This window comes from Streptomyces sp. NPDC088261 (assembly GCF_044740805.1).
In the GTDB taxonomy this organism is placed as follows: domain Bacteria; phylum Actinomycetota; class Actinomycetes; order Streptomycetales; family Streptomycetaceae; genus Streptomyces.
Map to the genome: position 1 here is coordinate 17,759 of NZ_JBIURL010000026.1, position 20,431 is coordinate 38,189.

The following is a 20,431-nucleotide window of genomic DNA, read 5'->3' on the forward strand; positions in this document are numbered from 1 at the left end:
GTGACCGGCGGTCAGTTCTTGCCGATGCGCCGGTAGACGGCATATGTGCCGCGTCCGGCCGCGGCGAGAGCGGCGGCGGTCGCGGCGGACCACTGGGTCGCGCCACCGGTGAGCAGGATGAAAGGCGCCGCGGCGGCGGCGATCACGAAGGTGCCGTGCACGGTCACCGTCATGGCATTGCGCCGCGCGGGAGTTTCATCCTCCCGAAGGGGCGGGATGATACTTTCGCAGTCCGGGTGGCCAGCCCGGCACCGCGGTCGGCGATGTAGTGGCATAGGGGTCTCCCTAGCTGGTCGCTGATGAGTGATCGAAGTGATCGACAGGCCCTGGCGGATCGGTTGGTAGCCCTATCGCCAGGGTCTCTGTCTTCCCGGCTCTCGCCGGTCAGCGGACATTAACCGTTTTACGCATCGTGGCGCCATCGGTGCACAGCGTGATGGTCAAGGACGACCGATCCCGCCGCCGCCTCCGTCACGATCACCGTTGCACGCCGCTCTGTCACGTACGGCCAAAACCTGTCGGAAACGTGGTCTTGTCGACCGTATTCAGGCTTCTGCATGCCGAGCGCCAGGAAACGCCACCCCGCGCACGGCTCGTCGGCCTTCCTCCACCCCCCACGCGCCCCTCCGGCGATGTGGTCCAACGAGCCCGGACCTTGTCACCGACAACCCGACAAAACGCCTATGCGCACACGATGTGACGGGGCGTCGGCAAGCGGTTCCGCGCGTCGGGGCCCTCGAGGAACGAACCTGCCCCCTCTCTGACCCGGAGGTACCAGGAGAGCGGCATCAACAGCCGGATTCCATCGCCAACCTGATGGGCCGCCTGCTCGTACCCCGCCCACGCCACGCCCCCCCGTTCCAAGGCGGTCGGCGAACTCGCTGATGCCGTCGAGCACCAGGTGGCCGAGAGGCAAGACCACTTCCGTCCTGTGGAGTATCGAACGGGAGCGGTCGTACGGGAGAAGCGGTGCCGGCCGGGTGCACTCGGGAGGAGCCGGGACGGGGCCGGGACGGGGCCGGGACGGCCGCCGTACAGCAGCTTCGAGGTGCAGCACCCTCTCGCGGTCGAAGCGGCTGATCGTTTCTCCGGTGAACCCCGCCACCCACACGGACGAACCCACCCCCGCGCCCCACCTGATTGATGCCGCGCGGGAGGTATCAACAGGGGCGTGATCAGCACCCTGATGCGGCGCGGCCTGCCCGCGCTCGCCCTCGCCACCCTGACCGCCCTCCCGGTCCTCGCCGCCGCGCCCGTCGGACACGCGGCCCCCACGCCAACAGCCGTATCCCAGACGCCCGGCGCCCCCGGCGTGCCCGCGCGCCGCGTCCAGCTGCGGCTGGACGCGGCGATCGAGCAGCTCCCGGTCGCCGTCGAGCACCGGGCCGGCTACAAGCGGAACCTGTACAAGCACTGGAACAAGGGTCTGAACGCGAGCGACGGCTGCGACACCCGCAAGGAGGTCATCCTGGCGGAGGCCGTCGTCGCCCCGCAGGTCGCGGCCGGCTGCAAGCTGACGGGCGGCTCCTGGCACAGCGCCTACGACGACCTCGTCGTCACCGACGCCGGTCGCCTCGATGTCGACCACTTCGTTCCGCTTGCCGAGGTCTACGACTCCGAACCCACCCCCTGGAGTGCGGCCCGGCGCGAGGCCTACGCCAACGACCAAGGCTCCCCGGACACGCTGATCGCGGTCTCCGCTGCCTCCAACCGGTCCAAGAGCGACAAGGACCCCGCGGACTGGCTGCCCTCGGACCGCTCGTACCACTGCACCTACGCCGCGACCTGGGTCGGCACCAAGCTGCGCTGGGACCTGGCCCTCGACGACGCCGAACGCCAAGCGCTTCTCGGCGTCGCGCAGGACTGCCCCGCCACCACCGTGTTCTACGAGAAGGCGCCGTAGGCGAACGGTTCGATGCGGCCGGTGGGTTACCGGCCTTTGCGGGGTGGCGGAATTTTCGGGAGGAGTTCCCACAGCGGGCGCCCGCCGCCGGCCCAGGTGGCGAGGGTGCGCCGGTCGACGAGGTGCATGTGCAGTTGCTGGGCCAGGGGCGCGCAGCGGGTGGAGAAGCGACCGTTGGTGACGATCAGGACGACGTCGGCGCCATAGAGCTGGCGGGCGGTGCCGTTGACCCGCTGGAGGTCGGGGGTGCCGACTGCGGAGCCCCGGTCGCCTGCGGCGCGGTGCTTGCACTGGATCACCCAGGTGCGGCCCACGGGGTCGGTGGCCAGGACGTCGGCGCCGTTGTCGCCGGCGCCGCCGATCTGCCGGGCATCGGTGCAGCCGTCGCGGCGCATCAGGTCGCGGACCGCGTACTCAAAGTCGCGGTGGTGCAGGGCGTCCAGCTGCGGGAGCCCGTACCGCAGCGCCTGCTGACGGACCTGGTCCCATGCCTGCTGCTCGCGGTACCGGTGAACCCATACCGTCCCGCCGACGGCCGCGAGGGCCCCGAGCACGATCAGGGCCCACCAGTTCACCAGCAGCCAGGAAATCACCGCCCAGACCAGAGCGAGGCCCGCGACGGCACCGAATCCGAGCAGGAGCACGGGGATGTCGCGGCGCTGCTGTCGGCGCGAGCGGCGGCGCGGCAGCGCGCTCCGACGTGCAGGCGAGCGGCGGGGTGGTGGGCGGCGGTTGGCCATCAGGGATTGCTCCGGGAGGGGTTCAGCGGGAGGCGCCGGTGATGCCGGAGGCGAGCTGGCCCAGAAGGTCGAAGATGCCCTCGCCGACCGGTGTCGGGGCGATCAGCACGCCCAGGGCGAGGACGATGACCACGGTGAACCGCTCGTCGCTCCGGCTCCGGGCCTCCGTACGCCGGCGGAGCCGGACGAGGACGATGACAGCGAGCAGGAACGCCACGTTGATCGTCAGCACCCGTCGTACCCCCGTCAGGCATCACCAGGTCCCCGCCCAGCTGGGCGGGGAATTCAACCCCCTGTGTAGCCCGAACCGGTTTGCCGTACCTGTGAGTTGCCGAAGTATGACGTGAAGTGACCATGTGGCTGGATCTTCAACCGTTCCCGGATGCCGACGACGGGGTGGCCCATGCGTTGTCGTTCCCCGGCGTGGGGTGCCGCGATCAGAGAGCGAGCCGAGCGGCCGGGAGCCGGGCGAGCCGACACGCGCCCCTGTGCGGTGACGATCAGTCGCCGACGTGCACAGTGACGTACAGGTCTCCAGGCGCGCCGCCGTGTGTCCCCTGAGCGCCGAGTTCCCTGATCCGGATCTTCTGTCCGGCCTTGACGCCGGCGGGGATGCGGACCTTGTAGGTGTGCTGCTTCGAGACGATCCTGCCCTCCCCGTTACAGGTGGTGCAGGCCAATACCCTCGTCTCGTCCCCCGTGGTGGCGCAGGCAGGGCAGTTCTCGCGGGCGGTCAAGCGCAAGGGGATGATCGCACCGTCGGTGGCCTCGCTCGGGGAGAGCCAGACCTCGGAAGTGATGTCGGCCCCGCGGCTGGGCGGCGGAGCGTCACCGAGGAAGCGGTCGTTGATCTCTTGGATGAGGTCGTACACCTCATCGGCAGTGTCCGGCCGATCGGCGGGGTCCTTGGCCAGGAGCCGGGCGACCAGCCGCTCCAGTTCCACAGGAGCCTTTGGGCGCAGGGTGCGCAGTGGGGCGGGCTGCTCGTTGAGGTGCTGGTTGATCAGGTGCCAGGACGTGCCGGTGAAGGGCCGGCGGCCGGTGACCATTTCGAAGAGTACGCAGCCGAGCGAGTATAGGTCGGAGCGGTGGTCGAAGGTGCCGGACAGTGCTTCGGGCGCCATGTAGGCCGGGGTGCCGATCAGGACGCCGGTTGTGGTGATGTCGTGGCCCGCGTCGCTTCCCTTGGTGATGCCGAAGTCGACGACCGTCGCCTCGCCGTAGTCCTCGACCATGATGTTGGACGGTTTGATGTCCCGGTGGGTGAGGCCCGCCTCGTGGGCGGCGTCCAGGGCGTCGGCAACGCAGGCTGCCGTGTACAGGGCCTTCCACAGGGGCAGTCGGCCAGCCTCGAGGACTGCGTTGAGGGACCTGCCGGGGAGCAGTTGCATCACCAGGTAGGCGTACGGCCGCCCGTGGTGGGTCGCGGAGCCGAAGTCGTGCACGGTGACGATGCGTGGATGGGAGAGGCCGCCGGCGACTGCGGCCTCGCGGGCGAAGCGGGCCACCTGCCGATCGTGGTCCGCGCTGCCGTCACCGGTGAGGACCTTGACCGCAACCAGCCGGTCGACCCTTGGGTCGTGTGCTTTCCAGACCTGTCCGAACCCGCCCGCACCGACTGGCTCGATCAGCCGATAGCGGCCATCCAGCACAGTCCCTGCCTGCACGACTCCCCCTTGAACGCGGCGCACGATCTGCCAGACGTGTATCCCGTCACGCTACGCCGGGACAACCACCAGTAACAGGGGGTGCTGATCAATGAGTTGGCTCAGGCTGTGGCCCGCCGTGCAGCCGACTCAGGGACGGCAGCCGCCGTCCCCGACGCCTGGGCGGCGCGTTCTTGTCGAGCCCGGCGCAGCGCGACGGCCTCAGTCACTGCGGCCTAACGACGGTGCTCGAAGCGGGCCTGCCCGATCGAGGCTGGCGCGTCGTCGAGGACGACGTCGGTGTCGGGGATCGCGCGGCGGCTGAGTTCGCGCATCGCCCTGGTCTGCCGTTCTACCGTTGTCGCAATCCCGGGGTCCGTCCGATGGACGGACGCGGCGGCCTGGTGGGCGGTGAGCGCTTGGTGGAAGCCGGGCGACGCCTTTTCGCGGGTCTTTACCGGACCGCTGGGCGCGGCCGGGGCCGGGTTGGGCGGGGTGATGTCGGCCGGGCTGGGCGAAGGTACGGTGCCGGGCGGCAGGATCCGCAGGGTGCGTACGACGGTGCGGCCCGCCGCCTTGTTCGCGGCCTCGATGACGTGGGCCTGTTCCAGGCGGGTCTTCGTCGCCCAGGCCGTCGACTCCGGGCACACGGTGAGCCAGCCGGAGTCGGGGTCGTACGCCACGGCGGCGACGTGCCCGGCGAGCTCGGGGGCGATGGCCGCCCACCGCTCCCGCAGCGTGGCGCCGGCGGCCGGGATCTCCCACGCCCGCTGACCAGCGCGCTGATCGCCGCGCCCAGGCCCAACGGCTCACGCCCGTCGCGCCGCACCGCCGCGTGGGCCCGCGGCTTCTTCTTCGCCTTCTGGCCGGCGCCGTTCTTCCGGGCCTGCTCCATCGCGGCCCGCAGCGCGACCCGGGCCAGGTCGACCCCGGACACCTCGCTCTCGCTCATGCCTGCCCCCAGGTCGCGTAACCGAGGTCCAGGTGCCTGAGCCGGGAATGGTGCTGCGCCTGGTTGACTACCTGGTTGCTGAACAGACGCCGGGCCGACGGTTCGCCGTACTGGTCGATGTGGTCGAGGACGACGCTGTGGTCCTTCAACCCCCGCACCCGCCAGTCGAGGACCTGCTCACGGGTCAGGTCCTCGAGGACGAGCTCCTGCTCCTGGTCGACGACGTCGACCAGGTCGGGCGCGGCGAGCGGACGCGGCGCGGGCAGGACGACCATCGGCACGGCCGGGATGTCGTCGGCCGGCTGCGCGGCCGCGGCTTCGGCACGGGCCTGAGCTACGGCGGCCTGCTGCTCGCGGACCTGTGCCCACCGGTGCTCGCGGATCCACGCCTGGGCGGTGACGTCCTGGTGCAGCTGCTGCGCGGTCGCCGCGCGGCGCTCGGTCTCGGAGGCGTGCGGCATCACGGCGTCGACGGCGGCCGCGACCGCACGGCGCTGGTCGCGGCGGTCGGCCTGCTTCTCCTCGCAGCGCGGGCAGTCCGTGCCGGAGTCGAGCAGCACCCGGTCGTCGCACCGCACGTCGCCGCACCGCTGCCGCTGGGGCAGGGCCAGGCCGATCAGCCAGCCCACCGGGTCCTTGATCGGCCCGGCCAGCCGCATCTGGTCCTCCAGGCGCCGGGCGACCCGGTCGGCCAGGATCTGCGGCGCGTCCGTACGGCCGACGAACCCGACCACCCGGGCCAGCTCGCCACGGGCTGCGGCCTCCACCAGCTTCCGGGCGGCCGGATGCTCCAGGCGCGCCCACACCAGGTCGACCGGAGCCAGGACGGCCCGCAGATCCTCCGGCGGCAGAGGCACCCTCCCCCGCTGCTGCCTGCCCTGGCCCGCACCGTCCACGACCCGCACCGGAGCTCCGGCCACCGGCCCGGTGCCGCCCTTCACGCCTTCGACGACCGGGGACTTCTCCTGCTGTTCCCCGCGGAGCGGGCCGCCGTCCTCGCGCACGCACGCGCGGTCCGGCAGACCGTGGTTCCCACCACGGCCTTCGCCGGAAAAACCACAAGAGAGCGAGAGAGACCCACCGGGAGTAACCACAGAAGCGTGAGAGGCGTGAAGGTGTGCAGCATCGGCGAGGTCTGCCGAACTGGCCCCCAGGCCCTCCCCAGCGTCCTGAACCTCAGTAACCACAGGGGGCACAGCCTCCACCAGGGTCTCAAGATCACCGGATGCAGTAACGGCGAGGTCTGAAGACACCGCGTCGGCGACCTCCCGGGCCTCCTCCCGGACGGCGATCCCGTGCGCCTTGGCGACCGGCAGCAGCCGGACCCGGCTGCGCGCGTTCAGCCCCGACCCTGTCTCCCGCCGGTCCACCGACAGCACGTCCTGCTCCTGGAGCCGGGACAGCACCTTCGCCCCGCCCGCCGGCGAACAGCCCAGCAACCGCGCAACGGTTGCCGCCGGACGGCCCCGCTCGCTGTCCACGCTGCCCGAGCACAGCTGCAGCCAGCCCTTCGCGTTCGAGGACAGCACCATCAGCAGCAGCCCGAGCCGGTCCGTCGCCGCCCCGCGCCCCGTACGGTTCGCGAGCATCCCGGCCGGGGTCACCCGCCCGTCCTTGTGATACCAGCCCGGCGCGAACAGCGCTTCGATCAGCGCCAGGAGCACGACCAGCTCCACCCGCGACAGGGCCAGGGCGTGCCGACGGTCCCCGCCGTGCTGCGCCCGGTACATCGGGATCACCCAGCACTTCAGGCCCGTCACCCGCCCGGCCGCGCTGACCGTCTCGTTCGAGCCGAGCACGTCACGGTCGCGCAGCTGCGGAAGGACGTGGTGCGCGATCCGGGACGGCTTCAGCCCGACCCACCGGCCGAGGTCCGTCGCGGTGATCTTCGCGCGGTAGTTCTTCGCCACCTTGGCCTTCGCCATCAGCACGACGGCCGCCAGGCGCACCGGGTCGTCCGCGTCCTTCAGGCCGGGGTCCGTCAGCAGCGCGCGTACCGCGGCGAGCAGCCGGGCGCGCATCGTCTCCGTCAGCTGGAGAGGGTTGCCCACCTCCAGCTTCGCGACCGGCCCGGCCTGGGCCGGGACCGACTGCAGCCGACGGCGCGTAGCCCCGCCAGCGAACGTACGGGGGCGCGAGGGCGCGGCCGGTGCCGTCACGGCGCTCATCGGCCCACCGGCCCGGCGAGAGCGGAACCCGTACGGGACGTGATCTTCTGCATCTGCGTGGGGCCGGTGTACACGCCAAAGCGGACACCCCCCTGAGCAGCCGAAACGCTCGTCTCGTCATCCACCTGCCGAGCCTGTACGAGGCGGCCTGTGGACAGAGGACGGCGAGCACCGATTGCCCCCGTCGCTCCCGCACGGCGGGCAACGATCTCGGATCGCGTCCCGCCACACGGGAAGCCGCCCCCGAGGACGGTCCCGTCGACGGAGTTGCGGACGACGTCCGCGAGCGGGTGCACGAGCCGGGCGGACGACGTCGCGCCCGGGGCCGACGAGACCGCCTCGAAGGCCCCGCGCTTGTAGCTTCCTACCGGAATGCCCTCTTCCTGTACGAACCGGAAAAGGAGGGATGAACCGTACGACGATCCCGTCACACGAGACGACCGCCGCGCCTGAACCGGGGTGAAACGGACAAGGTCAAGCTGACAGGGGGACACCACTTCGGGCACTATGAGAACGACCTACCTTCCATATAGCTGGACGGACCAAAGCCCCTCGGGGCTGGACGACCGACCTTCCTTGGATGTGTCAGGGACCGCCCCCTTCGTGAGAAGCGGGCGGGCCCGGATCAGGCGGGGGGAGACTTCTCCTCTCCTCTGGATTCCGGTGAACCGCAAGGCCCCTGTCAGGGCCCCGCGGTCAGTGGGCGCCGACCGTTGTCCGCGGTCGGGGTACTGCTGGTGGCCCTTGTCGAAGGGGCCGACCCGCTTGTCTAAGGCGGGGTTTTGCTGAGTGGAACTGGCTCGATGAGCCGAAGCTCAGGACCGGCGTCAACCGGGACTGAGCAGCCGAACTGAGGTGTCACGCCCAGTCGGTGCGAAGGGCCGCGCTGGCCGAAGCGGATTGTCCGTCCGCAAGGTGGCCGCGCGGCCGGTGGCGGCTACGTCACCCCGACCCCCTTGAATCCGAGGCTGGCGTCGGCGTGTCCTCATCCGCTTCCGCGGCCTCGGGGAAGCGCTCAGCGAGGCCCTTGAGGAGGCGCAGGTAGTTCTCGCGGTGCGGGCGCCGCGGACTGGTCTGACCCAGCTCCCAGCGCGTGACCGCGACCCTCTTCACGCCCACGGCGTCCGCGACGTCCTGCTGAGTGAGGCCGGCCGCCAGGCGCAGCTGCGCGCGCACATGCGGAGACGGTAGAGCCTCGGGTAGGCCGTTCAGCAGAGCGTCCACCCGTTGCGAGCGGTCCGAGTCGGACATAGCCACGCCTTCCATGATCGTTGTAACTGCGAAAGATACACGATCTGATCTCCGCGCGGGGTAAGCGATCAGTACGAACTGCCTCTTCGGCACCCGATAGGGTCCGTGCCCGTGTCCCGCTTCGTGTTTTTCGATCTGGACGGCACGCTGGCCGACCGGCAGTCGGCGCTCAGCGATGCCGTGTCCGGCCTGTCCCGCTCCCGTGCGCTTCCTTTCGATGCCGAGCGGTGGCTGCGTATCAAGCTGGCCGACCGCGCGACCGCCGATGACTTCACCCGGCTGCGGGACGCCTTCGGCCTGAAGGTGTCGGCCGCGGACCTGTGGCGGGAGTACGTCGACCTCATGTCGAACGCCGTCACCTGCCGCCCCGAGGTCCTTGAGGGCCTGGCTCGCCTGCGCGAGGCGGGCTGGACGATCGGCGTCATCACCAACGGGGCTGGCGACATCCAGCGCGCCAAACTCGCTGAGACCGGCCTCGCTCGCCTGGTCGACGGCGTCGCCGTCTCGGGCGACTTGGAGATCCGCAAGCCGGACCTGAAGCTCTTTCAGCTCGCGGCCTCCCGGTGCGGGGTAAGCCTCGCGGACGGCGGCTGGATGGTCGGCGACAACCCGGCCGGAGACATCGGCGGCGGTTACCAGGCCGGCCTGCGCACCATCTGGCTGCGCGGCCGACCCTGGCCCGACGGACTTCCCGCCGCGTACCACGTCGTCGACGACGTCACCGACGCCATTACCATCCTGCTCAACGAGACGGAGTAGCACCGTGGACCAACCGACCGTTGGCATCCTCCATCCCGGCAGCATGGGCGCCGCCGTCGCGGCCTGCGCCGCGACCAACGCGGCCGCGGTCCTGTGGTGCGGGGCCGGGCGCAGCGCCGCGTCCGTGGAGCGCGCCGCCGAGGCTGGGTTGACGTCCGTGGACACGCTGGTCGAGCTGCTGGACCGCAGCGACATCGTCATCAGCCTCTGTCCGTCGGCCGCGGCCGAGGACCTGGCCCGTGAAGTAGTCGGGCACCGCTTTGCCGGGGTGTTCGTGGAGGCGAACGCGATCAACCCGGAGCGCGTCCAGCGGATCGCCGGGCTGTTCGCACCGGACGTGACCGTTGTGGACGGGGGCGTTGTCGGCTCGCCTCCGGTGCGCAACAAGACACCGACCCTGTACCTGTCGGGACCGGTCGCCGGGACCGCCCGCATCGAGGCGTTGTTCGCGGGCACCGCCGTCCAGACGGCGGTGCTGGGCACGGAGGTCGGGAAGGCGTCCGCGCTGAAACTCGCGTACGCCAGCTTCCAGAAGACCTCGCGGGTCCTGACGGCGCTTGCGGTCGGCATGGCGCGCGAGCACGGCGTCGACCAGGAGCTCATCGAGGTCGCCTCCCGGCGCACCGACTCGTACCTGTCCGAGCCGCAGTACGTCGCCAAGACCGCGTCCCGCGCCTGGCGCTGGGGCCCCGAGTTGGAAGAAGCCGCCGACGCGCTCGCGGCCGCCGGCCTTCCGCCGGAGATGCTGCGCGCGGCCGCGTCCACGTTGGCACGGTGGGACGACGTCAAGGACGACGGCGAGCTCACGCTCACCGACGCCTTGGACCGACTCGCCCAGCCGTAGCCGCCGTTCATGCCGTCGCCGCTCCCGCCCGCTGCGCCAGCAGCTCGTCGATGAGCCGCGCCGCGTCCTGCGGGGACGCCTCCGTGGTGTCGATGGTCAGGTCCCAGGCCATGCCCGGGTGCGCGTCCAGGTCCTCGCGGGTCGCGTCCCACGCCGCCAGGCGCGCCGCGGTGTCGCTGTCGCCGCGCCCCGCCGAACGCTCCTCGGTCACCTCGCGCGGGCACCACAGCAGCACCACCGACCAGCCGGCCGCGTAGCCGTCGACCAGCGCGCGGACGCCGTCGACCTGCCCGAGGTGCATCACCGGCACCCCGGCCGCGAACGCCGCGTCGACGCCGGGCCGGTCGATCGCGTAGGTGTTGCCGTACCTGGTGTTCGCGTAGACGACGTCGCCCGCGGCCTCCAGTTCGTGCAGCTGCTCTGCGGTGCCCATCCGGTAGCCGGACGACTTGCCCGCCCCGACCTTGAGCCGGGCGAACTGCGCGTACTTCGCGTGCAGCCCGGTGAGCGCGGCGGTGACGGTGTCCTTGCCCGCCGCCGGGGGGCCGTAGAGGATCACCCCCTGCTTCGGCGTCACGCGTACATCGCCCCCATCGCCTGCCGAGCCTGGTCCGCAAGGCTCACCGCCGTACCCAGCCGGTTGTCGACGACCAGATGCGGCACCGCCGGGCGCAGCTCCAGGTCGATCGTGGCCAGGTACTCCTCCCACCGCGCCAGCTTCCACGCGTCCCGTGCCGCAGAGCGGAAACCGATGTACTCGCGCATCGACTCCTCGTCGCAACTCACCCAGACCGGGAAGACGTCGACCCCCATCGAGCCGGCTCGGTTGGCCAGGCGTTGCATCCAGGCCGGGTCGGTCATCTCCGCGATGAACGGGGCGGTCAGCACTGTCGAGATGCCGCACTTGATGTTGGCCATGGCCGACTGCATCAGGCAGTCGTACTCCACCGGCCGTACCTTCTCCCGGTAGAGGTCGGTATGCCTGTCGTTCGCGTCGCCGCCCAGCGCGATCAGAAGTCGCTCCACGAGCGGTCGGGTCAGCGGATCCTTGTCGAGTAGCGGCCAGCCGGTGAGCTGGACGAGGAAGCGCGCGAGCTCGGTCTTCCCGCTGCCGGCGAACCCGCCGACGAGGATCAGCACAGGGCGATGCGGATCGCCGCCCGTGTGCCGGCGCTTCCACGCGTCGATGATGCGCTGCTGCAGGTCGAAGTGATCCGCTTCGCCCGAGCCCGGGGCGATACGGTGAACCGCCCGCTCAACGGCCAGAACATGCGCACCGTTGAGTCGGTCATCCAGCGGCGTGAGCTTGAAGGACGACTCCTCCCCCGGCAAGGCCGTACGGAATCCGAGGTCCGGCTCGGTGGCCCGGTAGAGCAGACAGTAGGCACGCCGGTAGTGCGGGCCCGGGAATACCTCGCCCTGCTCGTGCTGCCACAGGGTCTGAGGATTCGCGGCCGGGATCCCCTTCAACTTGGCCTGCTCTGCGACCTCCCGCAGCCGCTCACCTGCCTTCTCCAGAGTCAGACCGTGAGCCTCCCGCTGCTCGCGCAACCGGTCCGGCCGCCACCCCACTCGCTGCTTCCCCACCCCATGCCCCTCCGTCGTCGTCATGGCCGCGAGCCTAGGGCTCAGGCCCCAAATCCCATGTGTATGGAGATGTTGAAAACCCGTGAATGCGGGTGTGTACGAGCTTCGACACAAGCCTGTGATGGTTCGCCTCGACCGGCCCGAGTGTGATGGCCCTCACGAGACGAACAGTCAGGAGGTGCTTCATGGCAGCGGATTGGCTCCGGGAGAAACCGGGACGTGAGGTGCCGTCAGTGGTCGTCGACGATTCCGTCGTCGTCAGGGAGGCGAGCACTTGTGTGGCGTCTGATGGAGTAACTGATCTCGAACTCCTCGGCGCTCATCCTGGTGTCGTTGAGCTCAACGACACCGCCATCAGGCGCGGTGGTGACTCGTACGACGCGCAGGAGCGGAACACCGACGTCCGCGGGAAGGCTCAGTGCCTCCGCCTCTTCGGGCGAGGGCATGCGAGCCGAAACGCCTTCACTCCAGCGGAGCGGGCGGTGGCCCATTTCCTCCAGGCGGTCGTAGATCCCTCCTGGCCCAGTGTCCGGTTCAGCAAGTCGAGTTCCTCGAGCGAGGTCTGCCGGCAGATAGCTGGTAGCCAGCTGCTTCGGTTTCCTGGTCTCAGGGTCACCCATCACGCGATCGCGAACGAAGACCTCGGAGCCCGTCGTGAGGCCCATAAGAGCGGCAAGGTCGACCGGCACGACCCCCCATCGCAGGGTGGGGGGTTCCAGAGCCACCCAGGGCTGGGCGGTGGGGTCGAAGTAGTAACCGATCTCGTCGCGGAAGACTTGGCGGGACCTCGTGATGCGTCTCTTCTCCGGACGTTCGCGCACGATGGTCCCTCTACGCCGCACCGCGACGACGAGTCCCTCCTGTTCCAGGAGAGCGATGGCGCTACGCACGGTCTGGTAACCAGCACCGTACTGCGTCTGGAGCTGAGTCAGCATCGGGAGCTTGTCGCCCGGCATGTATCGCCCCTCGCTGATCTGCTGTCGCAGGTCAGCGGCGATGTCGCGATACGAGACGGGCATCGATGCCACCTTTCAGAGTGCAACGGGGGTCCGATTCTAGGGCTAGCTCTATCAGGCCGCAGCGCCGAAGCACAACCGATCGACACGAATAGAGCTATCGCTATTGACTTGAGGCTCCGACGTGGTCTCTACTAGGCGATAGCGATAGCCCTAACGCTCCGTTGAGCAGGGGTTACGCCCGCCGAGCGCGAAACACGCAGGATCCCGCCTCTTCGGAGGCGGCGGCAGTGGGGTGAGCCGAGCTCCCCCGGCCGGCCTGTACCGAATATCGAGCACCAAAGATCCACCTCGAACAGCGCTGCTGCGCTGTCTGTCCGCCAGGACCACCTGCCGAAAGGCAGGCCTGGCGCGGCGGAGAAGGCAGCACCCGCTTCCCCACCGTTCAGGAGGTTTTGATGCCCCGCATCCGTCCCGGCCGCGTCCGGACCAAGCACACCAACCGCCGGCCACCGCTCAAGCTCAGCACCATGGCCCCGGAGGACTACAACGTCCGTCCCGGCGAGACGAAGTCCATCGCCTGCCCCGACTGCCGCACCTGGCGCCGCATCATGGGCGACACCGTCCTCAAGATCCGCGAGCACTGCATCTCCGACAAGTGCGTCGAGGGCGAGGAGCACATTCTCTGCCCCGGCAGCGATCAGCTCGTCGACGTCGACATCGACGTCCGGCGCTGGCAGGCCCGGCAGACCCGCCTGATGCGCGACGCGATGCCGCAGGACAACCGGCGTACGGCCCAGCAGTTCTACAAGCCGATCCCGGCCCCGGCCGCTCCGGTCTCCCGGATCACGGCGGAGATCACGGTGGACAAGGCCCGTCAGGCCTACTTCGAGCACCGTGAGACCTGCATCCGGTGCGTCGGGGGCACGTACCGCACGGAGGGCGACGCCCTCCAGTACGTCAAGGGCCAGCACTGCACGGACGGCGACGTCCTGGCCCGCCGATACGTTCTTGCCCTTCAGCAGGAGCCCGCCCGCCGCGAGGCCCGCGAGGAGCAGGAGCGCCAGGAGCGGCGTATCGCTCGGAAGCGGACCGCCCCGGCCGTTCGCAAGGCCCAGTGGGCCAAGCACGGCGGCGAGGAAGTCGAGACGGCGAACAACCGCTATGCCGAGCGGCTCCCCGGATCGCTCTCTGAGTTCCGCGGCCCGCAGCTTCCTCTGGCGCCGCAGGATGCGAGGGCGCACGACCGGCGGCAGGCCGACCTTGGCAAGCAGTACGCCGGCTGGAAGGCCCCGACCGCGGTCGGACCCTGATCACCGAGACGAACGACCACGGCCCCGGCCGCCCCCTGCACGAGGGGCGGCCGGGGCCGTGGCTGTCCGTACGGCAGCTCACCCACCTCTGAAAGGACCCACCCGTGCCGAACACGCTCGCTACTCTCTACACCCGCTACGCCGCCCGCCTCGCCGCCCACGTTGCCGATGTCCTCGACGCGGCCGGAGCTGATGCGCTCTCGGAGACCGACGACGTCACCCAGGACGTCTGGCTGCACGTCATGCAGCTGGACATCCCGCCTTCCGCCGACCAGGCGTGGCCGGTCCTCACGGACCTGGCCGCCAAGGTGGTCGACCGACACCAGGGCGCCGGGCACCGGACGCGGGAGGAGCCGGTCGGCGTACGGTTGCCCGCCAGGCCGGTCGTGGCCCCCAGGCCGATGCCTCGCACGGTCCAGATGCTGCCCGCTGCGGCCTGACGGTCCTGCTCACCCCCGTGGTCGCCGACCCCGCCCCGCATAGACGGGGCGGGGCCGGCGGTTGCGGGGGCCAGCAAGCCCACACAGGCGCGGCGCCCGGGGTACGAGGCCCGGGCGCCGCTTTTACAGGAACCCAATGGGAGGAACCTGTGAACGGAATCTTGGCACGGCCCGGGGCATCGCCGCAGGCCGGGATCATCGACGACATCAAGCGCGAGGACGACCAGAAGGGCCTGGAGCCCGACGACGACTTCACCGCGTTCCACCGCCTCGTGCGGCACCTGGTCGCCGACGGTGACCGGCGCGCGGCCCGCGCCGGTCACCGGGCCCGGCGCACGCTGGACGAGATGACCCCGGGCGCGGTGCTGCCGCCCCTGCTGGTCCTCCACCAGCCGCGCATGAACGACGCCTGCGCCATCTGCGGCGCCTGGTCCTGCACCGGGAACTGCTGGCAGAACGCGCCGACCCCGATTGGCGCGGACGCCCGGCGGGAGGCGCTGCGGTGAGCGGCTGCGGACACCCCCCGAAGCTGGTCAGGGTGGTGCACACCGGCGCGGACGGCGAGACGTACAAGAGTGTGCGGCACGAGCCGTGTCAGTGCGGCGGCAAGAAGTAGGTGCCGCTCTCGCCGATACGGGCCGCCCGCGCCGTACAGATCCTCGCGGCGCGGGCGGCCCTCACCTGCGGCCTGGCCCACCCTGCCACTCGCACGCTCCTGGCGGTCGCCGCGTCGGTGGCCGCCAGGGCGTGGGAGGCCGGCCACCGCGTTCACGACGTTCACCCCGCCCCACAGCTCGTACAGAAGGACGCCCTCGTGGCTGATGACCTCTACACCCGCTACATGAAGGCCTTCCAGGCCCTCAACGCCCACCGCGCCGCCTGCGGGACCTGCACGGATGCCGTGACCTGCGAGGCGGGAGCGCCGCTCGACGAGCGCTTCACCCGCTTACAGGACGCGTACCGCGCCCGGCAGTCCAAGCAGCGCTGACTCGACTCCCTCCCCCTTCACACAGCAGGAAGGCAATCCATGACCGAGGACCGCCAGGCACGCGACTTCGTCCGTGACGTCGAGGTCTACGTCTCCGCCCTCGCCCCCACCACCCCGCTCCCGAACACCAACGGGCTGATCGGCCGGGCCTACGCCCTGGCCGGGGAGCGGGAGCCCGAGGGCTGGCTCCGCTGGGGAAACAGCGGGCTGCCCATGTCCGGGGCGGACATCGCCGCGCACGCCGAGACTGCGGGCACGGTGCTGCGCCGGATCGGCTGGAACCCGTCGGACACCGCGTGCCTCAGCATCCGCGACGCGCTGATCCTCTCCGTCCGTGAGGACGAGACGGGCCGCCTGAGCGAGGACACCCGCTACGTCCTGGTGGACGTCCTCAACTACCTGATCCGGGCGATGACCGGTGCTCCGCACGCGAACTTCGAGCTGTGGGACATGCACCCGCGCCGCACCGTCGACGAGGTCTTCGGACTGCTCGCCGCCGCCTCGGTGTTCGCCCGCGCGTACGGGAGGACCGAGGCGGCCACCGCCTGACACGTTCCTGGGCGCCCGCCGCCCGCAGCCATCACACACCACAGCCCCGGGGGACCGGCATCCCCCGGGGCTGCTTCGTACGACGGACCCTCTGGAGGCCCTGATGAACCATCTCATCGTACGTGTCCGCTCCACCATGTCCTTCGAACCGGCCCGCACCGCCGCTCAGCCGATCCCGGCCTGCGCCGGGATGGACCCCGAGATTTTCTTCCCCCACGCCCTGGCGACCGGGGACCTGGCCCTCGCGAAGAACGCTTGCGACGGCTGCCCGGTGAAAGTGGCCTGCCTCCAGGGCGCCCTGGAGCGGGGCGAGCAGCACGGCGTGTGGGGCGGCCTCTCCGAGGACGAGCGCCGCACGTTGAAGCGCCGCGCCGCCCGCGAGCGCGCCGCCTGACTCCCGCCGCACGGGAGCCGTCGGCAGTTTCCTGCCCGCCTCGTAGCACCGCCGTACAACGGCTGTCCGCACGGCGGGCCGTCGGCCTTTCCGCACGTCTCCGGCCCGGGACAATCCCGGGATCGCCTTTCTCCCCCGCAGGAGAGCCTCATGGAACCCAGCCCCCAGTTCGACACGGCGACGACCTCGACCGGGGTCTCCCGGATGCCGGACTCGCTGTGCACGCACACCCCGAAGTGCCCGACGGCCGCCAGCTCCGACCGTGAGGCCGCGCAGGTCGTGGCCGCTCACCCGGAGCAGGGCTGGAGCCTGCTGTGCAACGCCGTCCTGCTCTTCGAGGACACCGGCGAGCTCCTCCCCGACGGCCAGGTCGTTCCCCCGCACCGGCCCCTCGCCACGGTCTGACGGCTGCCTGATCCGCCCGCTCTGACCGCCCACCACGTGGCGGCCGGGGCGGGCGGTGACGGGGAGCCGGACAGTCCGGACCGCGTGATCCGTGAGGAGCTACGGATGACCCTTTCCACCCCGGCCGCCACCGCGGCGGCCACCGCGTTCAAGGTCGACGACTTCGTGCTGTACCGCGACCCCGAGATGTTCTGGGCGGGCAAGCCGGGCCACACGGTCGTCTGCCGCGTCTCCTACGCCGAGCGGTACACCAGCGGCGCGATCCGCTACACGCTTACGCCGGTGACGGGCGGCCTGATTCGTAACGCGCAGGGCGACTACATGCGGCTGCTGCCGCCGCTCGACGCGATGCGCGACATCGACACCGCCCCGCTGAACGCCGCCGACGCCGCCGACGGCATGACCGCGGCCGCGATGGCCTGGCTTATCCAGCAGGCCGCCACCGCCAACCGGCGCCCGGAGCTGCCGCCCCACTGACCCCACCCGCCTCAAGCCCTGCCGGGCCGCCGTCTCTCGCCCCCCCCGAGACGGCGGTCCGGCAGGCGCACATCAGAAAGGACCCCGCCTGTGAGCACCCGACGCCAGCCCGCCCGCAAGGCTCCCGCCAAGAAGACGACGACCAGGGCCACCACGACGGCCGCTAAGACGACCGCGACGGCGGGCCCGAGTGAGGCCGCCGACACGACGGTGGCCACCGAGCCCGCCCCCGCCCCCGCCCCCGCGCCGGTCCCGGAGGTCGACACCGAGGCGATCGTGACCGCCGCCCGCGCGGAGGCCGACCAGCTGCTGGCCGCCGCGCGCACCGAGGCGGAGGACCTGATCGAGCGAGCCCGCCAGCAGAGCGCCGACGCCGACACCGCCGCGCAGAAGGCGCAGGCAGAGGCGGACAGCATCCTCGCCGTCGCCAAGGACCAGGCGATGCGGATGCGCAAGCTCACCGAGGAGCAGATCGCGTCGGCCGAGGAGACCGTGCAGCGGGCCCGCACGATCGCCGACGGGGACCTGGTGGCGGCCGAGCAGACCCTCGCCCGTCGTCGCCAGGCCGCAGAGAAGCTCCAGGCCGAAGCTGAAGCGGAGGCCGCCCGGGTTGTGGAGGCCGCCCGCGCCCGCGCGGAGCAGATCCGCACCGAGGCCGAACAGGACAAGGACCGCGTCCAGGCCGAGGCCGACGCCACCGCCGCGCACGCCGCGCACCTGGTGGAGGAGGCCAAGCAGCGGGCCGCCGACCTGGTGACCGCTGCCGAGGACGACGCCCGCGCCCGCCGTGACGCCGCGGCGGAGATGCGCCAGCAGGCGGAGAAGGACTCCGAGCAACTGCGCACCCAGGCCCGCGAGGACGTCGCCACGGCCGAAGAGGACGCGGCAAGGATCCTGGACCACGCCCGCGGCCAGGCCGCCGAAGTGCTCCGCGAGGCGGAGCAGGACGCCGACGACACGCGCGGCGAGGTGCAGCAGGTCCTCGAGGCCGCGCAGGCCCGCGCGGAAGAGGACGTCCTGAAGGTTCGCTCGATCGCGGAGGCCAAGGCGGCCGGCGCCATCTCCAGCGCGGAGGCCGCCGCGTCCGAGCGCATTACGGCGGCGGAGAAGGAAGCGGGCCGCCTGGTCGCCGACGCCAAGCGGGAAGCCGAGCAGGTCCGCAACCACGCCCGTACCGAGCAGCAGTCGGCGTGGAGGGAGCTGGAGGCGACCCGCGAGGAGGTCGCCAAGGCCCAGGCGCTCATCGCGAAGCAGGAGAAGAGGAAGAACGTCGTCAACACCTGGGGGCCGCGCGTGGCCCTGGGCGCGACGATCGTCCTCACCGCCTCCGGCGAGTTCGCCCTGGCCACGCTGAGCGGTTGGCCGTGGCAGGTGGCCTGGGCGCTGCCGCTGGCGATCGACGTCTACGTCGTGCAGGCGTTCCGCCGGCACCGCGACGTCGCGGGCGCGCTGATCCTCATGGTCGCCGCGAACGCGATCTACCACCTCGCGGACGCCGGACTGGTCGGCGTCGACAAGAAGGGCCACCCGCTGTGGTGGCTCATCGTCGGCGTCGCCGCCATCGCCCCGTGGGTGATGTGGCGCATCCACCAGATCACCAAGGAACCCGGTGAGACGGCTCACGGTGAGACCGGCACCACGGGCGGCGCCGGGCCGGATGAGACCACGCGCACCGCACCCGCCGGTGAGACCGAGCACACCCGGGCCGGTGATCTCACCGGCTTCGGTGAGACGGTTCCGCACCCGCGCACCGCCCCGGCACTCGTTGCCGAGACGGGCGAGGGTGAGACCCGCCGGGAGCTTGAGACCGGCTCCGCTGAGATGAGCGGCCCGGTGAGCCTGACTGAGACGACGTCTCACACGAATGAGACGCGCAGGTCAGACGGTGAGACGGCTTCCTCGGACAACGGCGCGACTCCGGTTCCGCTGCGCTCCGGTGAGACCGGTCGCCCCACGCTCGCCCGGGACGCTGAGATCGAGGGGCAGATCACCTCGCTGCTCAGTCTCATGTACCGGCGTCAGGGCGCGGAGACCGTCTCAGTGGACGAAGCCAAGGACGTCCTCGGTGTCTCACGCGCCACCGCCGGCCGCCGCCTTGAGATCGCACGGACCCGCTACCGCAACGTCTCGTGAGATCGCAGGGCATCAACCGGCCGCCGACGGGCCTCGCGCCCTGACGCACCGCACCGTCCGGCACACACCAGTGAGGGCCAGCCCGCGGGAATCGGGCTGGCCCTCGCTGCGACTGCCGGAAGCAGTCAACAGCCCGACCAGTACACCAGCCCCGAGCCGGTGCCGATCCCCCATCGCACAACCTAAGAAGGAGTAGCCCCCATGAGCGACGAGAAGCAGCAGCGCAGGGGAGTGTGGACGCCCGACCTGCTCGCGGAAGGCCCGGAGAAGCGCAGGGTGTTCATCGAGCAGCGCAGGCAGTACCTCGCCCCCCTCCTCGCGGAGTCGAAGGCCCTGCTCGCCGAGATCGAGGCCGATCTGAACGAGGCCGACAAGCTGCCCGGTGACCTGCCGTTTCAGGCGAAGTTCCGGGCCAAGCACACGGTGCGGCCGCTCGCGAAGGTCGTCGCGGACCTTGAGGACGTGATCGTCCAGCTCACCGCGTACAGCGCGCGGTACCGGCGCAGCTACGAGGAACTGCCCGAGAAGCGGGCCGAGAAGGAGGCCGAGCGGCAGCGCCTGAAGGAGCTGAAGGCCGGCGGCGGGCAGCGCCAGATCGACGCGCCCGAGCAGAAAGCGGAACCCGCTCAGGACACCAACCCGTTCTTCGCGCACCTCAACAAGGGCGCGTGATGCCGGGCAAGGATCCCGCGCGGTCGAAGCGCCTCACGTACGAGCTGTGGTCGCCCCGGATCAACGGGGCGGCCACCCCTCGGGACAAGGTCGTCGTCCTCGTGGACGCGGCACGGGCGCACCTCTCCGACGACGATCCGATGTGGGCGGCACTGGCCGACCAGCTCGGGAAGTACCTGAAGGAGAAGGGCTTCGGCTCGTAACTCTCCGCGTTCAAAATCAACGTTCAAATCAAGGAATCCAGCCGCATCGGC

The 20,431-nt window shown here is 70.8% G+C and carries 24 protein-coding genes; 14 read left to right on the plus strand and 10 right to left on the minus strand.

Going from position 1 to position 20,431, the window contains the following annotated elements:
- Window positions 1–11 precede the first annotated feature (11 nt).
- On the minus strand, window positions 12–173 hold the full coding sequence (locus ACIODU_RS31840) for a hypothetical protein (protein WP_401772239.1): 162 nt from the start codon (window positions 171–173) through the stop codon (window positions 12–14).
- 1,013 nt (window positions 174–1,186) lie between these two features.
- On the opposite strand from ACIODU_RS31840, the gene ACIODU_RS31845 reads away from it, so the two are divergent.
- Window positions 1,187–1,903, plus strand: coding sequence for an HNH endonuclease family protein (locus ACIODU_RS31845; RefSeq protein WP_401772421.1), 717 nt, complete (start codon window positions 1,187–1,189; stop codon window positions 1,901–1,903).
- A 26-nt stretch (window positions 1,904–1,929) separates the two neighbouring features.
- Here ACIODU_RS31845 and ACIODU_RS31850 read toward each other — a convergent pair whose 3' ends face one another.
- The 6 genes from ACIODU_RS31850 to ACIODU_RS31875 form a co-directional block, all read right to left on the minus strand.
- On the minus strand, window positions 1,930–2,643 hold the full coding sequence (locus ACIODU_RS31850) for a restriction endonuclease (protein WP_401772241.1): 714 nt from the start codon (window positions 2,641–2,643) through the stop codon (window positions 1,930–1,932).
- 22 nt (window positions 2,644–2,665) lie between these two features.
- The gene (locus ACIODU_RS31855; protein WP_401772243.1) at window positions 2,666–2,875 is read right to left on the minus strand and encodes a hypothetical protein; all 210 of its coding nucleotides are present in this window, start codon (window positions 2,873–2,875) and stop codon (window positions 2,666–2,668) included.
- A 268-nt stretch (window positions 2,876–3,143) separates the two neighbouring features.
- The gene (locus ACIODU_RS31860) at window positions 3,144–4,310 is read right to left on the minus strand and encodes a protein kinase (protein ID WP_401772246.1); all 1,167 of its coding nucleotides are present in this window, start codon (window positions 4,308–4,310) and stop codon (window positions 3,144–3,146) included.
- A gap of 215 nt (window positions 4,311–4,525) precedes the next feature.
- Window positions 4,526–5,047 carry a DUF721 domain-containing protein gene (locus ACIODU_RS31865; RefSeq protein WP_401772424.1) on the minus strand — a complete coding sequence of 174 codons (522 nt, stop codon included), beginning with the start codon at window positions 5,045–5,047 and terminating at the stop codon, window positions 4,526–4,528.
- 190 nt (window positions 5,048–5,237) lie between these two features.
- A complete protein-coding gene (locus ACIODU_RS31870; protein WP_401772249.1) occupies window positions 5,238–7,409 on the minus strand; it encodes a hypothetical protein in 2,172 nt (723 codons plus the stop codon).
- Between the two features lie 942 nt (window positions 7,410–8,351).
- On the minus strand, window positions 8,352–8,660 hold the full coding sequence (locus ACIODU_RS31875; protein WP_401772252.1) for a helix-turn-helix transcriptional regulator: 309 nt from the start codon (window positions 8,658–8,660) through the stop codon (window positions 8,352–8,354).
- A gap of 111 nt (window positions 8,661–8,771) precedes the next feature.
- Between ACIODU_RS31875 and ACIODU_RS31880 the strand changes: the two genes are divergently transcribed.
- Window positions 8,772–9,419 (plus strand): HAD family hydrolase, encoded by a 648-nt coding sequence (locus ACIODU_RS31880; RefSeq protein WP_401772255.1) that lies wholly within the window; start codon window positions 8,772–8,774, stop codon window positions 9,417–9,419.
- A 4-nt stretch (window positions 9,420–9,423) separates the two neighbouring features.
- On the plus strand, window positions 9,424–10,263 hold the full coding sequence (locus ACIODU_RS31885; RefSeq protein WP_401772257.1) for a DUF1932 domain-containing protein: 840 nt from the start codon (window positions 9,424–9,426) through the stop codon (window positions 10,261–10,263).
- A 7-nt stretch (window positions 10,264–10,270) separates the two neighbouring features.
- Here the strand turns inward: ACIODU_RS31885 and ACIODU_RS31890 are convergent, their stop codons facing one another.
- The 3 genes from ACIODU_RS31890 to ACIODU_RS31900 form a co-directional block, all read right to left on the minus strand.
- A complete protein-coding gene (locus ACIODU_RS31890; protein ID WP_401772260.1) occupies window positions 10,271–10,840 on the minus strand; it encodes a guanylate kinase in 570 nt (189 codons plus the stop codon).
- A complete protein-coding gene (locus ACIODU_RS31895; protein WP_401772263.1) occupies window positions 10,837–11,874 on the minus strand; it encodes an AAA family ATPase in 1,038 nt (345 codons plus the stop codon). Before ACIODU_RS31895 ends, ACIODU_RS31890 begins: the two co-directional genes overlap by 4 nt.
- Before the next feature lie 206 nt (window positions 11,875–12,080).
- Window positions 12,081–12,869: a GntR family transcriptional regulator gene (locus ACIODU_RS31900; RefSeq protein WP_401772266.1), complete on the minus strand. Its 789-nt coding sequence runs from the start codon at window positions 12,867–12,869 to the stop codon at window positions 12,081–12,083.
- Window positions 12,870–13,264: 395 nt separating this feature from the next.
- Here ACIODU_RS31900 and ACIODU_RS31905 point away from each other — a divergent pair, with 395 nt between their 5' ends.
- From ACIODU_RS31905 to ACIODU_RS31955, 11 genes are all read left to right on the plus strand, one after another.
- Window positions 13,265–14,119 carry a hypothetical protein gene (locus ACIODU_RS31905; protein ID WP_401772267.1) on the plus strand — a complete coding sequence of 285 codons (855 nt, stop codon included), beginning with the start codon at window positions 13,265–13,267 and terminating at the stop codon, window positions 14,117–14,119.
- Between the two features lie 104 nt (window positions 14,120–14,223).
- Window positions 14,224–14,559: a hypothetical protein gene (locus tag ACIODU_RS31910; RefSeq protein WP_401772270.1), complete on the plus strand. Its 336-nt coding sequence runs from the start codon at window positions 14,224–14,226 to the stop codon at window positions 14,557–14,559.
- 149 nt (window positions 14,560–14,708) lie between these two features.
- Window positions 14,709–15,065, plus strand: a complete 357-nt coding sequence (locus tag ACIODU_RS31915; RefSeq protein WP_401772272.1) for a hypothetical protein — start codon at window positions 14,709–14,711, stop codon at window positions 15,063–15,065.
- 110 nt (window positions 15,066–15,175) lie between these two features.
- Window positions 15,176–15,547 (plus strand): hypothetical protein, encoded by a 372-nt coding sequence (locus ACIODU_RS31920; protein ID WP_401772274.1) that lies wholly within the window; start codon window positions 15,176–15,178, stop codon window positions 15,545–15,547.
- Window positions 15,548–15,586: 39 nt separating this feature from the next.
- Window positions 15,587–16,096 carry a hypothetical protein gene (locus ACIODU_RS31925; protein WP_401772276.1) on the plus strand — a complete coding sequence of 170 codons (510 nt, stop codon included), beginning with the start codon at window positions 15,587–15,589 and terminating at the stop codon, window positions 16,094–16,096.
- A 136-nt stretch (window positions 16,097–16,232) separates the two neighbouring features.
- Window positions 16,233–16,490, plus strand: coding sequence for a WhiB family transcriptional regulator (locus ACIODU_RS31930; RefSeq protein WP_401772427.1), 258 nt, complete (start codon window positions 16,233–16,235; stop codon window positions 16,488–16,490).
- A gap of 216 nt (window positions 16,491–16,706) precedes the next feature.
- On the plus strand, window positions 16,707–16,895 hold the full coding sequence (locus ACIODU_RS31935; RefSeq protein WP_401772430.1) for a DUF5999 family protein: 189 nt from the start codon (window positions 16,707–16,709) through the stop codon (window positions 16,893–16,895).
- Between the two features lie 105 nt (window positions 16,896–17,000).
- Window positions 17,001–17,372 (plus strand): hypothetical protein, encoded by a 372-nt coding sequence (locus ACIODU_RS31940; RefSeq protein WP_401772278.1) that lies wholly within the window; start codon window positions 17,001–17,003, stop codon window positions 17,370–17,372.
- A 90-nt stretch (window positions 17,373–17,462) separates the two neighbouring features.
- Window positions 17,463–19,505, plus strand: a complete 2,043-nt coding sequence (locus ACIODU_RS31945; protein ID WP_401772281.1) for a hypothetical protein — start codon at window positions 17,463–17,465, stop codon at window positions 19,503–19,505.
- 201 nt (window positions 19,506–19,706) lie between these two features.
- The gene (locus ACIODU_RS31950) at window positions 19,707–20,177 is read left to right on the plus strand and encodes a hypothetical protein (RefSeq protein WP_401772284.1); all 471 of its coding nucleotides are present in this window, start codon (window positions 19,707–19,709) and stop codon (window positions 20,175–20,177) included.
- Window positions 20,177–20,380, plus strand: a complete 204-nt coding sequence (locus ACIODU_RS31955) for a hypothetical protein (RefSeq protein ID WP_401772287.1) — start codon at window positions 20,177–20,179, stop codon at window positions 20,378–20,380. The genes ACIODU_RS31950 and ACIODU_RS31955 overlap by 1 nt, the downstream gene beginning before the upstream one ends.
- Window positions 20,381–20,431: the final 51 nt, after the last annotated feature.

Bases quoted from the DNA above. Each gene is read 5' to 3' on its own strand.
- ACIODU_RS31840 (WP_401772239.1), bottom strand. From the start codon at position 173: ATGACGGTGACCGTGCACGGCACCTTCGTGATCGCCGCCGCCGCGGCG.
- ACIODU_RS31845 (WP_401772421.1), top strand. From the start codon at position 1,187: ATGCGGCGCGGCCTGCCCGCGCTCGCCCTCGCCACCCTGACCGCCCTC.
- ACIODU_RS31850 (WP_401772241.1), bottom strand. From the start codon at position 2,643: ATGGCCAACCGCCGCCCACCACCCCGCCGCTCGCCTGCACGTCGGAGC.
- ACIODU_RS31870 (WP_401772249.1), bottom strand. From the start codon at position 7,409: ATGAGCGCCGTGACGGCACCGGCCGCGCCCTCGCGCCCCCGTACGTTC.
- ACIODU_RS31875 (WP_401772252.1), bottom strand. From the start codon at position 8,660: ATGTCCGACTCGGACCGCTCGCAACGGGTGGACGCTCTGCTGAACGGC.
- ACIODU_RS31895 (WP_401772263.1), bottom strand. From the start codon at position 11,874: ATGACGACGACGGAGGGGCATGGGGTGGGGAAGCAGCGAGTGGGGTGG.
- ACIODU_RS31900 (WP_401772266.1), bottom strand. From the start codon at position 12,869: ATGCCCGTCTCGTATCGCGACATCGCCGCTGACCTGCGACAGCAGATC.
- ACIODU_RS31905 (WP_401772267.1), top strand. From the start codon at position 13,265: ATGCCCCGCATCCGTCCCGGCCGCGTCCGGACCAAGCACACCAACCGC.
- ACIODU_RS31925 (WP_401772276.1), top strand. From the start codon at position 15,587: ATGACCGAGGACCGCCAGGCACGCGACTTCGTCCGTGACGTCGAGGTC.
- ACIODU_RS31930 (WP_401772427.1), top strand. From the start codon at position 16,233: ATGTCCTTCGAACCGGCCCGCACCGCCGCTCAGCCGATCCCGGCCTGC.
- ACIODU_RS31940 (WP_401772278.1), top strand. From the start codon at position 17,001: ATGACCCTTTCCACCCCGGCCGCCACCGCGGCGGCCACCGCGTTCAAG.
- ACIODU_RS31950 (WP_401772284.1), top strand. From the start codon at position 19,707: ATGAGCGACGAGAAGCAGCAGCGCAGGGGAGTGTGGACGCCCGACCTG.
- ACIODU_RS31955 (WP_401772287.1), top strand. From the start codon at position 20,177: ATGCCGGGCAAGGATCCCGCGCGGTCGAAGCGCCTCACGTACGAGCTG.